13 protein-coding genes are annotated in these 13,141 nt (G+C 58.7%); 11 read left to right on the top strand and 2 right to left on the bottom strand.

The window, feature by feature from the left end:
* Nucleotides 1–428: 428 nt before the first annotated feature.
* Nucleotides 429–1,649, bottom strand: a complete 1,221-nt coding sequence (locus M5G26_RS15120) for a CaiB/BaiF CoA transferase family protein (RefSeq protein ID WP_273915849.1) — start codon at nucleotides 1,647–1,649, stop codon at nucleotides 429–431.
* A 13-nt stretch (nucleotides 1,650–1,662) separates the two neighbouring features.
* Nucleotides 1,663–2,844 carry an acyl-CoA dehydrogenase gene (locus tag M5G26_RS15125; RefSeq protein WP_007953903.1) on the bottom strand — a complete coding sequence of 394 codons (1,182 nt, stop codon included), beginning with the start codon at nucleotides 2,842–2,844 and terminating at the stop codon, nucleotides 1,663–1,665.
* Nucleotides 2,845–3,002: 158 nt separating this feature from the next.
* Here M5G26_RS15125 and M5G26_RS15130 point away from each other — a divergent pair, with 158 nt between their 5' ends.
* The 11 genes from M5G26_RS15130 (at nucleotide 3,003) to M5G26_RS15180 (ending at nucleotide 13,140) form a co-directional block, all read left to right on the top strand.
* Complete coding sequence (locus tag M5G26_RS15130) at nucleotides 3,003–3,902, top strand: LysR family transcriptional regulator (protein WP_273915850.1); 900 nt, start codon at nucleotides 3,003–3,005, stop codon at nucleotides 3,900–3,902.
* Nucleotides 3,903–4,336: 434 nt separating this feature from the next.
* Nucleotides 4,337–5,458: a Re/Si-specific NAD(P)(+) transhydrogenase subunit alpha gene (locus M5G26_RS15135; protein WP_273915851.1), complete on the top strand. Its 1,122-nt coding sequence runs from the start codon at nucleotides 4,337–4,339 to the stop codon at nucleotides 5,456–5,458.
* A 15-nt stretch (nucleotides 5,459–5,473) separates the two neighbouring features.
* Nucleotides 5,474–5,794, top strand: a complete 321-nt coding sequence (locus M5G26_RS15140; protein WP_003187417.1) for an NAD(P) transhydrogenase subunit alpha — start codon at nucleotides 5,474–5,476, stop codon at nucleotides 5,792–5,794.
* Nucleotides 5,794–7,227 (top strand): NAD(P)(+) transhydrogenase (Re/Si-specific) subunit beta, encoded by a 1,434-nt coding sequence (locus M5G26_RS15145; protein WP_007911651.1) that lies wholly within the window; start codon nucleotides 5,794–5,796, stop codon nucleotides 7,225–7,227. The genes M5G26_RS15140 and M5G26_RS15145 overlap by 1 nt, the downstream gene beginning before the upstream one ends.
* A gap of 215 nt (nucleotides 7,228–7,442) precedes the next feature.
* Entirely contained in the window at nucleotides 7,443–8,936 is a 1,494-nt protein-coding gene (locus M5G26_RS15150) for an acetyl-CoA hydrolase/transferase family protein (protein WP_095119610.1), read from the top strand.
* Nucleotides 8,937–9,257: 321 nt separating this feature from the next.
* A complete protein-coding gene (locus tag M5G26_RS15155) occupies nucleotides 9,258–9,473 on the top strand; it encodes a DUF1127 domain-containing protein (protein ID WP_007911656.1) in 216 nt (71 codons plus the stop codon).
* Between the two features lie 257 nt (nucleotides 9,474–9,730).
* On the top strand, nucleotides 9,731–9,940 hold the full coding sequence (locus tag M5G26_RS15160) for a DUF1127 domain-containing protein (RefSeq protein WP_273915852.1): 210 nt from the start codon (nucleotides 9,731–9,733) through the stop codon (nucleotides 9,938–9,940).
* Nucleotides 9,941–10,075: 135 nt separating this feature from the next.
* A complete protein-coding gene (locus M5G26_RS15165) occupies nucleotides 10,076–10,393 on the top strand; it encodes a DUF2388 domain-containing protein (RefSeq protein ID WP_007911658.1) in 318 nt (105 codons plus the stop codon).
* A 107-nt stretch (nucleotides 10,394–10,500) separates the two neighbouring features.
* Nucleotides 10,501–10,818 carry a DUF2388 domain-containing protein gene (locus tag M5G26_RS15170; protein ID WP_122596922.1) on the top strand — a complete coding sequence of 106 codons (318 nt, stop codon included), beginning with the start codon at nucleotides 10,501–10,503 and terminating at the stop codon, nucleotides 10,816–10,818.
* A gap of 43 nt (nucleotides 10,819–10,861) precedes the next feature.
* A complete protein-coding gene (locus tag M5G26_RS15175) occupies nucleotides 10,862–11,182 on the top strand; it encodes a DUF2388 domain-containing protein (RefSeq protein ID WP_122604763.1) in 321 nt (106 codons plus the stop codon).
* Nucleotides 11,179–13,140 (top strand): DUF7844 domain-containing protein, encoded by a 1,962-nt coding sequence (locus M5G26_RS15180; RefSeq protein ID WP_273915853.1) that lies wholly within the window; start codon nucleotides 11,179–11,181, stop codon nucleotides 13,138–13,140. Before M5G26_RS15175 ends, M5G26_RS15180 begins: the two co-directional genes overlap by 4 nt.
* Nucleotide 13,141 lies beyond the last annotated feature (1 nt).

Consider the following 13,141-nt stretch of genomic DNA (forward strand, 5'->3'; position numbering starts at 1 on the left):
GCGGTTGGTTAAGATCTTTCGTCTCAACCGAGGCGCGCATTCTACAGCAGCCTCATTTGCTGTCAAGTGATTATTTTCAGAAGTTTTCGAAGAATTCTTCAACAACTTCAACCACTTGCGCCTCCGATCTCTCGTCAGCGGGAGGCGAATTCTACAGCGTTACACGCTGCTGTCAACACCTCTTTTTCAACTTCCTTTCGGCTTCGATGAACTGAAGCAACCTGCTGCCGAAACCTACATAACTCATTGAATCTTAAGGAGTTTTCCGTTTCGACTGCGCCGGAAGTGGGGCGAATTATAGACATCTGAAATCTGCCGTCAACCGTTAATTGCGCTTTTCTTTCAATCACTTGCAGATTGGTTAAAAAGCGACCAGAAACATCCATAGATAGCTAGAAAACACGATCCCTTCTATATAGAAGGGATTGTCAGAGCACCCCAGCCGCCTTCAACTCAGCCACCGCCCCCGCGCCCAAGCCCAGCACACTCTGCAGAACCTCCAGCGTATGCTCACCCAATAGAGGAGGCGCTCGGCGATATTCAACCGGCGTCTGAGACAGACGAATCGGGCTAGCTACTTGGGGCACCATCCCCGCCAACGCATGCGGCAGCTCTATCGACAGGCCACGCGCTTTTACCTGCGGATCCTCAAACACCTGCGACAGATCGTTGATCGGCCCACAAGGGACACCCGCTTGCTCGAGTTCAGCAACCCATTCGCCAGTTGTCTTGAACACCGTCGCCTGACGAATCAGCGGAATCAACACCGCCCGATTGGCCACCCGCAGCTTATTGGTAGAGAAGCGCGGATCGTCAGCCCACTGCGGTTGCCCCGCCACCTCAGCAAACTTGCGGAACTGCCCGTCATTGCCCACGGTAAGAATGAAATCCCCATCGGCCGTAGGAAAGTCCTGATAAGGCACGATGTTCGGATGCGCATTGCCCAGGCGCTTCGGGGCATTGCCCGTCGTCAGGTAGTTCATCGCCTGGTTAGCCAGACACGCAACCTGTACATCCAGCAAAGCCATATCGATGTGTTGACCACCACCGTCGTGATCGCGATGAGCCAGCGCCGCCAGAATCGCCACCGTCGAATACAGACCGGTGAGGATATCCGTCAACGCCACACCCACCTTCACCGGCCCGGCACCTTCATCACCTTCGGGACGACCGGTCAGGCTCATCAGCCCTCCCAACCCCTGAATCATGAAGTCATAGCCGGCACGTTTGGCATATGGCCCGGTCTGGCCGAAACCGGTAATCGAGCAATAGATCAGATTCGGATTGATCGCCTTCAGCGACTCATAATCCAGACCATAAGCCGCAAGCCCACCGACCTTGAAGTTCTCGATGAGGATGTCCGACTTGGCCGCCAGCTCCCGCACCAGCCTCTGCCCCTCAGGACGCGTGAAGTCGATGGTCACCGATTGCTTGTTGCGGTTCGCCGATAGGTAATAAGCCGCCTCCGACGTATTCTCGCCATAGGCGTCCTTAAGGAAAGGAGGCCCCCAGGCGCGAGTGTCGTCACCATTGCCCGGGCGCTCGACCTTGATCACCTCGGCGCCAAGGTCGGCGAGGATCTGCCCGGCCCATGGCCCGGCCAACACTCGCGATAGATCCAGTACCCGCAGATGCGACAGCGCGCCCATGGTCGCTCTCCTATTAATAGAACGCCTGCAGACCGGTTTGTGCACGCCCGAGGATCAGTGCGTGGACGTCGTGGGTACCTTCATAGGTATTCACCACTTCGAGGTTGACCAAATGACGGGCCACGCCGAACTCATCGGAGATGCCATTACCGCCGAGCATGTCGCGCGCCATACGAGCGATATCCAACGATTTGCCGCAAGAGTTGCGCTTCATGATCGAGGTGATTTCGACCGCAGCGGTACCTTCATCCTTCATACGCCCCAGACGCAGGCAACCTTGCAGGGCCAAGGTGATTTCTGTCTGCATGTCGGCCAGTTTCTTCTGGATCAGCTGAGTGGCGGCCAATGGGCGACCGAACTGCTGACGATCCAGGGTGTACTGGCGAGCGGTGTGCCAGCAGAACTCGGCAGCACCCAGTGCGCCCCAGGAGATGCCGTAACGTGCGGAGTTAAGGCAGGTGAATGGGCCTTTCAAGCCGCGCACGTCCGGGAAGATGTTCTCTTCCGGCACAAACACGTTGTCCATGACGATCTCACCGGTGATCGACGCGCGCAGACCGACTTTTCCGTGAATCGCCGGAGCGCTCAGGCCTTTCCAGCCCTTCTCCAGCACGAAGCCACGGATGTCGCCGGCATCGTCCTTGGCCCAGACCACGAACACATCAGCGATCGGGCTGTTGGTGATCCACATCTTCGCGCCGGTCAGGCTATAGCCGCCGTCAACTTTGCGTGCACGAGTAATCATCGCACCTGGGTCGGAACCGTGATTCGGCTCGGTCAGGCCGAAGCAGCCGATCCATTCGCCAGAGGCCAGCTTCGGCAGGTACTTCTGTTTCTGCGCTTCAGTACCAAATTCGTTGATTGGCACCATCACCAGCGAGGACTGCACGCTCATCATCGAGCGGTAGCCAGAGTCGACACGCTCCACTTCGCGAGCAATCAGACCGTAGCTGACATAGTTGAGGCCGCTACCGCCGTATTGCTCAGGGATGGTCGCGCCCAACAGGCCGACTTCACCCATTTCGCGGAAGATCGCCGGGTCAGTCTTCTCATGCCGAAAAGCTTCAAGAACACGCGGTGCGAGGCTCTGTTGAGCAAACTGCTCGGCGGTGTCGCGGATCATGCGCTCTTCTTCGGTGAGCTGTTGATCCAGCAGCAGGGGATCGATCCAGTTGAAGCTAGCTTTACCGCCCATGAGTGTGCCCTCGCAAATCGGGTGAATTAACGTGGCATTGATCCTAGGCGCGGTTCGCCGTCGCGGCAAACGAGGATTTCGCATTCTGTTGTGCTAATTTCTCACTTCGAAACGTCGCGAAATGCCTTTTATGCGGCGCATTAGTGAGGTTGACGTACATGCGCAGGAAGATTCCCAGCACCACCGCCCTGATCAGCTTCGAAGCTGCCGCACGCCACGAGAGCTTTACCCGGGCCGCTGAAGAACTTTCCCTCACCCAAGGCGCCATTTGCCGACAGATCGCCAGCCTTGAAGAGTTCCTCAGTGTGGAACTGTTCCGACGCTCGCGACGCGGGGTAAAACTAACCGAGGCGGGACTTTCCTACAGTCGCCGTGTCGCCACGCAACTGGATGCAGTCGAACGCGACACCTTGTCGGTGATGGGCCAGCAAGGCACCAACGTGATCGAACTGGCGGTGGTGCCGACCTTCGGCACGCAATGGCTGCTACCGCGGCTCAAGGATTTCCAGCTCAAACACCCGGAAGTCACGGTCAACCTGACCAACCGCACCCGGCCCTTTCTGTTTGCCGATACCGAATTCGACGCCGCGATCTATTTCGGCGATGCCGACTGGTCCGGTACCGAATCCCATAGGCTAATGGGTGAAAATCCGATGCCGGTGTGCAGCCCGGCCCTACTCGGAAACGAGACGCTTCTGACAGCCGATGAGATTGCCGATCTGCCACTGCTGCAACAGACCACGCGCCCTTACGCCTGGCGCCAGTGGTTCAACTCGCAGGCCCTGAATATCCCCCGCGACATGACAGGTCCGCGCTACGAGCTATTCTCAATGCTCGCCCAGGCCGCGATGCACGACATGGGCATTGCGCTGATTCCACCGTTCCTGATCCAGCGCGAACTGGCCGAGAAACGTTTGGTGATTGCCAACCCGCAAGCACTCTCGAGCATCAAGGCCTATTACCTGATGATTCCAGAGCGAAAGGTCGAATCGGCGTCACTGAAAGCATTTCGTGACTGGCTGGTAAACCAGGCGCAGAGCTACAGCCTAGAAGGATAAAGGCCTACAACGATAGCTAACCCCGTAGTCAGGAATTTAAAAGCCCTACAGATATAACTATTTGTCGCAATTTCACAGACTGTATCCGAAAGTCGTACAGACGTCCCACAAGCGCCTGCCGACGTGGCTTTGAGCCTTCATCGGCGACGCATTGCTGCCTATTCACGCCACCGATGAGAAATTTTTTCATATTCGGCCAGAATCCTTACAAGGCACGGCCTGCAAGGGATTCAGCTGGCCATCTGCGACATTCGGTCACGGCATGACTTGTAGTTAATTTTCCGTCACCCGTCATAATCCCTTGAAGGGCATAAAGTTCGCCTGCAAAATGCCGCGCCCCGCCCTGATTTGGCGGGATCGTGCTGATCGGCCGCCCCAGTCGCACCATCCGTAGTGCATGGGTTTACTCAATAAGATCACGCAGGAGATTTGACGTGCACATTGGTGTTCCTCTCGAAACCCAGACCGGTGAAACACGGGTTGCTGCAACCCCGGAAACCATTAAAAAGCTGATCAGCCAAGGTCATAAGGTCACTGTGCAAACCGGCGCCGGCGTAAAAGCCAGTGTGGTCGACAGTGCCTATGAAGCGGCAGGCGCAACCATTGGCAGTGCCAATGACGCGTTTGGCGCCGAGCTGATTCTCAAAGTGGTCGCCCCGAGCGATGCCGAACTGACGCTGATCAAGCGCGGTACGGTGCTGGTGGGCATGCTCAACCCGTTCAACAACGAAACCATCGCGAAGATGGTCGAGTGCGGGATTACCGCGTTCGCCCTCGAAGCGGCGCCGCGCACCTCGCGCGCGCAGAGTCTCGATGTGTTGTCTTCGCAAGCGAACATTGCCGGCTATAAGGCTGTGTTGCTGGCCGCCCACCATTACCCTCGCTTCATGCCAATGCTGATGACCGCTGCGGGCACCGTGAAAGCGGCGCGCGTACTGATTCTTGGCGCCGGAGTGGCCGGGTTGCAGGCAATTGCCACGGCGAAACGTCTGGGTGCGGTGATCGAAGCGTCCGACGTGCGTCCGGCGGTAAAAGAGCAAATCGAATCCCTCGGCGCCAAGTTCGTCGATGTGCCTTACGAGACCGATGAAGAGCGTGAATGCGCCGTCGGTGTCGGCGGTTACGCGCGGCCAATGCCAGCGAGCTGGATGCAGCGTCAGGCCCAGGCCGTGCACGAACGCGCCAAACAAGCCGACATCGTCATCACCACCGCGCTGATTCCGGGGCGCAAGGCACCGACGCTGTTGAGCGCGGAGACTGTGGCGCAGATGAAACCGGGCTCGGTGGTCATCGACCTCGCCGCTGCTCAGGGTGGCAACTGCCCGCTGACCGTGGCCGATCAGGTCGTCGTCGAGAATGGCGTGACCATCTGTGGCCCAACCAATCTGGCCGGTGAAGTCGCTGCAGACGCCTCGGCACTGTACGCGCGCAACCTGCTGGACTTCCTCAAGCTGGTGTTCACCAAAGAAGGCCAGTTCGACGTCAACCTCGAAGACGACATCGTCGCCGCGTGCCTGATGTGCCGCGACGGCCAAGTCATCCGCAAAAACGCCTAAGCAGGGATTCAGACGATGGAAGAGCTTATCTCCCCCGGTATCTACAACCTGATCATCTTCGTGCTGGCGATTTATGTCGGTTACCACGTGGTCTGGAACGTTACACCTGCGCTGCACACGCCATTGATGGCAGTGACCAACGCCATCTCGGCGATCGTGATCGTCGGCGCCATGCTCGCGGCCGCACTGACCGTCACGCCGCTGGGCAAAACCATGGGCACCCTCGCCGTGGCACTGGCGGCGGTCAACGTCTTCGGTGGCTTCCTGGTCACCCGCCGCATGCTTGAGATGTTCAAGAAGAAAGCCCCGAAAGTAAAAGAAGAGGCGCCGAAGTAATGAGCATGAATCTCGTCACGACGCTCTACCTGATCGCGTCGATCTGTTTTATCCAGGCCCTCAAAGGCCTCTCGCACCCGACTACTTCGCGGCGCGGCAATCTGTTTGGCATGCTCGGCATGGCGTTGGCGATCCTGACCACCGTAGGTCTCATCTATAAGTTGGGCGCCGAGCTAGCGACCGCCGGTATCGGTTACGTGATCGTTGGCCTGCTGGTCGGCGGCACCGCCGGTTCGATCATGGCCAAACGCGTTGAAATGACCAAGATGCCGGAACTGGTCGCCTTCATGCACAGCATGATCGGTCTGGCAGCGGTGTTCATCGCGATCGCCGCAGTTGTTGAGCCGCAATCGCTGGGTATCGTTAAACAGCTGGGCGACTCGATTCCGGCGGGCAACCGTCTGGAGCTGTTCCTCGGCGCTGCGATTGGCGCTATCACCTTCTCCGGTTCGGTGATTGCGTTCGGCAAGCTGTCGGGCAAGTACAAGTTCCGTCTGTTCCAGGGCGCACCGGTACAGTTCGCCGGTCAGCACAAACTGAACGCTGTGCTGGGGCTGGCGACGCTGGCACTCGGCCTGACCTTCATGTTCACCGGCAACCTCACCGCGTTCGCGCTGATGCTCGCGCTGGCGTTCGTGATGGGCGTGCTGATCATTATCCCGATCGGCGGCGCCGACATGCCGGTGGTGGTGTCGATGCTCAACAGCTATTCCGGCTGGGCGGCGGCCGGTATCGGCTTCTCACTGAACAACTCGATGCTGATCATTGCCGGCTCCCTGGTGGGTTCGAGCGGTGCGATCCTTTCGTACATCATGTGCAAGGCGATGAACCGCTCCTTCTTTAATGTACTGCTCGGCGGTTTCGGCAATACGGCCGATGCAGGTCCTGCCGGTGCGAAAGAAGCCCGTCCGGTGAAATCCGGTTCGGCTGACGACGCAACTTTCCTGCTGACCAACGCCGACACCGTGATCATCGTGCCGGGTTACGGCTTGGCAGTAGCGCGTGCACAGCATGCGCTGAAGGAATTGACCGAAAAGCTGACTCACCGTGGCGTGACCGTGAAGTACGCGATCCACCCGGTTGCCGGCCGTATGCCGGGGCACATGAACGTTCTGCTCGCCGAGGCCGAAGTGCCTTACGACCAAGTGTTCGAGATGGAAGACATCAACTCCGAGTTCGGCCAGGCCGACGTGGTGCTGGTGCTCGGCGCGAACGACGTGGTCAACCCGGCCGCGAAGAACGATCCGAAATCGCCGATTGCCGGCATGCCGATCCTCGAAGCGTTCAAGGCCAAGACCATCATCGTCAACAAGCGCTCGATGGCCAGCGGTTATGCCGGTCTGGACAACGAACTGTTCTATCTGGACAAGACCATGATGGTGTTCGGCGACGCGAAGAAAGTCATCGAAGACATGGTCAAAGCGGTCGAATAATACCCCCGCTGCAATAGCGAACGCCCCGACTCGTCGGGGCGTTTTTGTTTGCGCAAACCGTCGGACAATATGCCGCGTTGTTGCAGATCCAGTAACGGTGTTTTACTTCAAACCCGCTAAATAGACGCCTCGTTTGCGACCTTGGTAGCGGGACAGGCGCCCGTCAAATTCACTAGACTGCGCATCCTGCTACTCGCTTCCCGAGATAATAATCCATGTACCGTGACCGTATTCGCCTGCCTTCGTTGTTGGATAAAGTGATGAGCGCCGCCGACGCCGCCGCTCTGATTGAGGACGGCATGACCGTCGGTATGAGCGGTTTCACCCGTGCCGGCGAAGCCAAAGCAGTCCCTCACGCACTGGCCGAGCGGGCCAAGGTCACGCCGCTGAAGATCAGCCTGATGACCGGCGCCAGCCTGGGCAACGACCTCGACAAGCAACTGACCGAAGCCGGCGTGCTGTCGCGGCGGATGCCGTTCCAGGTCGACAGCACCTTGCGCAAGGCAATCAACGCCGGCCAGGTCATGTTCATCGACCAGCATCTGTCGGAAACCGTCGAGCAACTGCGCAACCAGCAACTGAAGCTGCCGGACATCGCGGTCATCGAAGCCGTAGCCATCACCGAGCAAGGCCACATCGTGCCGACCACTTCAGTGGGCAACTCAGCGAGCTTCGCGATTTTCGCCAAACAGGTGATCGTCGAGATCAACCTGGCGCACAACGCCAACCTCGAAGGTCTGCACGACATCTATATCCCGACTTACCGCCCGACGCGCACGCCGATCCCGCTGGTAAAAGTCGATGATCGCATCGGCAGCACCGCGATTCCGATTCCGCCGGAGAAGATTGTCGCCATCGTCATCACTCAGCAGGCCGATTCGCCGTCCACCGTGTCGTCGCCGGATGTCGACACCAATGCCATCGCCGATCACCTGATCACCTTCTTTAAGCAGGAAGTCGACGCAGGACGCATGACCAACAAGCTCGGCCCGTTGCAGGCGGGGATCGGCAACATCGCCAACGCGGTGATGTGTGGCTTGATCGATTCGCCGTTCGAAGACCTGACCATGTACTCCGAGGTGCTGCAGGATTCGACCTTCGACCTGATCGATGCCGGCAAGCTGAGCTTTGCCTCGGGCAGCTCGATTACGTTGTCGGAGCGGCGCAACAGCGACGTGTTCGGCAATCTGGAGAAGTACAAGGACAAACTGGTGCTGCGTCCGCAGGAGATCTCCAACCACCCGGAAGTGGTTCGTCGGTTGGGCATCATCGGGATCAACACGGCGCTGGAGTTCGACATTTACGGCAACGTCAACTCCACCCACGTCTGCGGCACGCGGATGATGAACGGCATTGGCGGTTCGGGTGACTTCGCGCGCAACGCGCACCTGGCGGTGTTCGTGACCAAGTCGATCGCCAAGGGCGGCGCGATTTCCAGCGTGGTGCCGATGGTCAGCCACGTTGACCACACCGAGCATGACGTCGACATTCTGGTGACCGAGGTAGGTCTGGCGGACTTGCGCGGTCTGGCGCCACGGGAGCGTGCACGAGTGATCATCGATAACTGTGTGCATCCGGACTTCCGTCAGGCGCTGAATGATTACTTCACGAAGGCCTGTGCAATCGGTGGCCACACCCCGCACATCCTGCGTGAAGCGTTGAGCTGGCACATCAACCTGGAAGAAACCGGGCGCATGCTCGCGGTCTGATTCACACAGATAAACCGCCGACGCAAACACAGTTTGCGTCGGCGGACTTTCTCAAGCCCCCTACCTGACAAAAACTGTACTGCTGTACTGGTCATTTCCTACAGGCTTTGCCTACCTTTCCGAGTGAATTGAGCAAAAATGCACCACTTAAGTGCGGACAGGTACAGTTTGCTCAATTTTGACCCGTACACCCCCTATAAACAGTTAACTGGTCACTCACAATACAGTTGAACTGTATCTAGAGAGACTTGGCAAACGAGAGGATCATGGGCACCAGTCAAACCACTACCTGATCCCGCCACAAGCGGAAGGATGTCAACCATGGAACGTACACTCAGTTCCGAACTGTTCTTCGAAGACAAAGCTGTAAACACCCAGGCTTCCCTGCCTCTGCGCGTTATCGCCAACCTGATGTTGTGGCAGCGCCGCATCTCCAGCCGCCATCAACTGGCTCGTCTGGATTCGCGTCTGCTGGCTGACGCCGGTATCAGCGAAGCACAACGCTACGAAGAGCTGAGCAAGCCGTTCTGGCGCTAAGTAGCGTCGCTGGCTCTGGTCGTTAGACCCACCGCCAGCAACCCGAATTGAACAAACAAAACCCGTCGTGGGAAACCACGACGGGTTTTGTCGTTCTAGGCTCTGGAAATCTCAATACAGCTATCTGGATTGCCGACCAGTACAGTTAAACAAAATAGAAGTCTGGACAAGTACAATTTCATCCCGCTGTATCTGCCTCTTCTTCTGTCCCAGGCTCAACATGACCTTCCGCCTTCACCGGCAATAAGGAACACGTCATGAATGACTTACAGGATGTTTCAGAAAACTTCAGCCAGCCCTACCCTCGCCCAAACGCTCTGCGTCGCCTGTTTCTAGGGCTTCGGGTCAGCCTGGCACGCGCCAGAACGCGGCGACTGCTGGCTCAACTGGATGGCCGTGACCTCGCCGATCTTGGCCTCAGCCACGCCGATCGCCTCCATGAACTGGATAAACCCTTCTGGCGCTAGCATTCTGCCCACTGTGCGAATCCCGCAAAGCAGGCCTAATATCCACACAGAACGTGGCGAATGCTGTGTCACTGGCGTCTGACTCCTCAGATACCGAGCCACCTCTCTCTACGGTTTATCCACAGGAGTTACATCATGTCCCGTCTTCGTCTGCTCAGTGCCGCCGCCCTGCTGGCCGTGGCTGCCAACGCCAGCGCCACCAGCTTCATCGTGACCACCGACGCCGTTGTCGGCGCTCTGAAATCCTCTTCCGACGCCACCTCCGACGTCACTTCGTCGTTCCGTGACGACAAAATTGTCCTTGCCGCCCGTGACGACGCCGCCAGCTTCGTGGCCAGCGAAGGCGAAATCCGTGGCGTGAAACTGGAAAGCGCACTGGATCACATCCGTCACCAGGCGCCACAGCTGCAAGCCACTGACGCACAACTGGCGCAAGCCATCCTGACGATCTAAGCGTCAGGTGCAAATCGGGACACGCCCGTCGTGTCCCGATGTTTCGGCGCTGGCTCTGGCCCGGGCATTGCGCTAGCCTTTGGGCTCACCAAAAATTACCGAGTCCGATGCGCTTTCTTCCAAATCTACTGATTCCCTCCCTATTGTTCACCGCCTGCTGGACGGCGCCGGTCAATGCCTTTGATGCTTTCAACGCATCGACGCAAGGCACCGTCGTCAGTGGTTACGCCACCAGCATGGTGTCTTCCGCGCCTTTCGACCGTAAACTGCTGCTCGCCGCTCACGATGACGCGGCTGCATTTGTTGCCAGTGACGGTGAATGGCGAGGTGCCCGTCTGGAATCCGCGCTGCATTACCTGCGCAAAACCCGGCCGAAACTTCATGTCAGCGACCTTGAACTGGCAGAGGCAATTCTCGTCCAATAGTTATCCTGTACCCCCGTTATCCTTGCCCCTTCGGAGTCGTTCCATGCGTAGCCCGCTGATTGCTGCCGCCCTTGGCCTGTTTTTGTTGGCCGACGTGGCCCAGGCGCACACCCTGGTAGCCACCAGTAACATCATCGTTCGTGCCTCCCAGCGCACCATCGATTTCACCTCCGACACCACCACGTCGATTCGCGATTCGAAAATCATCCGCGAAGCACACGACGACGCTGCCAGTTTCGTCGCTACTAACGGTGATATCCGTGGCGCGCATCTGGAGGCGGCGATCAATACCTTGCGCACCCGCGTGCCGGAAGCGCGTGACGCCAGTGATCAGGTGCTCGCCGAAGCCATACTCGCACTGTGAAGTCACTCGGCACCTGGCTGCTGGCCGGGGCGTTGTTGTTGCTTGGCAACAGCGCCCACGCCGGCCTGCAATTGCAGCTCAAGACCGACGGTCTGAGCCCCGCCCAACAACAGGCCAGCCAGGCGCTGATCGATGAGGCGATGCAAAAGCTGCCGCCGAGCTTTATCGAGCGGCTGGATCGGCGCATCGATGTCGGCTGGACCGACGACATGCCCGCCAACGCCTACGGCCAGGCAACGCTGGTCGCCGAACTCGATCTGAATCGCAAACTGCTCGCCAGCCTTACCGATGGCAGCGCGGCCAAGGAAAAAACCAATCGCCCCCACGGCACTGTGCGTCAGGAACTGCTCGCCACGGTGCTGCATGAAATCACCCACATTTATGATCGCGCGCGCCTGTGGCCGACTGCCGAACGCACGCTGATCCAGCGTTGCACCCGACGCTTCAACAGCGCCGGGCTGATCGGCATACCCGACGAGTGTCGCGGTCAGAACGGCCGGCGCTTCACCCTCAGCGATGACCCGCGCCTGCTCGACCTCGCCGGTTGGCAGCAATACGTCGGCCGTCGGGGTGAACGCGAACAACACAACCGGCAGATCGCGCGTAGCCCGGACCTGTACGAAATATCCAGCCCCAAGGAGTTCGTCGCGGTCAACATGGAGTATTTCCTCCTCGACCCGAGCTATGCCTGCCGTCGCCCGGCGCTGTATCGCTATTACCAGGAGCACTTCGGCTGGGCGCCGCCAGCCAAGGACGCCTGCAGCAAGACCTTCTCCTTCCTCAATGCCGGCAACGACTTCGCCAAGCAACCCTTGGGGCAGGTCGATCCCGAGCGGGTCTACGCCGTTGACTACCTATTGGCCGAGGCCAATCAGAACTGGGTCAGCCGCTGGGGCCACAGCATGTTGCGCTTGGTGATCTGCGCACCGGGTCGCCCGCGCGGGCCGGATTGCCGGCTCGATCTGGACCAGCATCTGGTGTTGTCCTACCGCGCCTTTGTCGGCGATGTACAGCTGTCGAGCTGGGACGGACTGGTCGGCAAATACCCGTCGCGGCTGTTCGTGCTGCCGCTCGCGCAGGTCATCGACGAATACACCAAGACCGAACTGCGCAGCCTCGCTTCCGTGCCGCTGAACCTGTCACGGGACGAGATCGAAGGCGTGGTCGAACACGCCGCCGAGATGCACTGGAGCTATGACGGCAACTACTTCTTCCTCTCCAACAACTGTGCGGTAGAAGGCCTGAAGCTGTTGCGCAGCGGCAGTAACAACGCGCAGCTCACCGGCCTCGACAGCATCATGCCCAACGGTTTGCTGGAAGTGCTCAAGGGCCGCGGTCTCGCCGATACCAGCGTATTGGATGATCCGAAAGAAGCGTTGCGTCTGGGTTACCGCTTCGACTCGTTCCGCGATCGCTATCAGGCGATGTTCGATGTGCTGAAGAAGCAATTGCCGATCAAGCAGAACACCGTTGAGGAATGGCTTTCACTGACAGCCGAAGAGCGCCGTGAATGGTTCGAACGCGCCGACTTACGGACCAGCGCCGCCCTGCTGCTGTTGGAGCAGGCCAGTTATCGACGCCAGTTACTGCTGGCTCAGGATGAGGTCAAGCAGCGTTACCTCGGCGCACGGGAGCTGGAAAACGGCGGTATGGACAAGGCCAATGCGACCTTGCAGGAGATTCTCGCCAACAGCGGATTTCTTAGCCGTCCGGCGGAATTGCTCGACTCCAAGGGCTACGGATTGCCACAGCCGACCGAATTCAATCGACTCGAAGCCGAGAGCAGCCAGCGGCAGAAGAAGCTGCTGGCACTGTCCGGTGATCTGGACGCAGAAGTGCGCAAGTTGCTGGAGCCCAAACGCGCTGCCGAGATTGCCGCCAGCGAGGAGAATGTGAAGCAGATCGGCGCGCATTTGCGCAAATTGCACAAAGCCTCGGGCGGACTGGAATTGCCCTGAA

The sequence above is a fragment of the Pseudomonas sp. TNT2022 ID642 genome (genome assembly GCF_028656995.1).
GTDB lineage: Bacteria > Pseudomonadota > Gammaproteobacteria > Pseudomonadales > Pseudomonadaceae > Aquipseudomonas.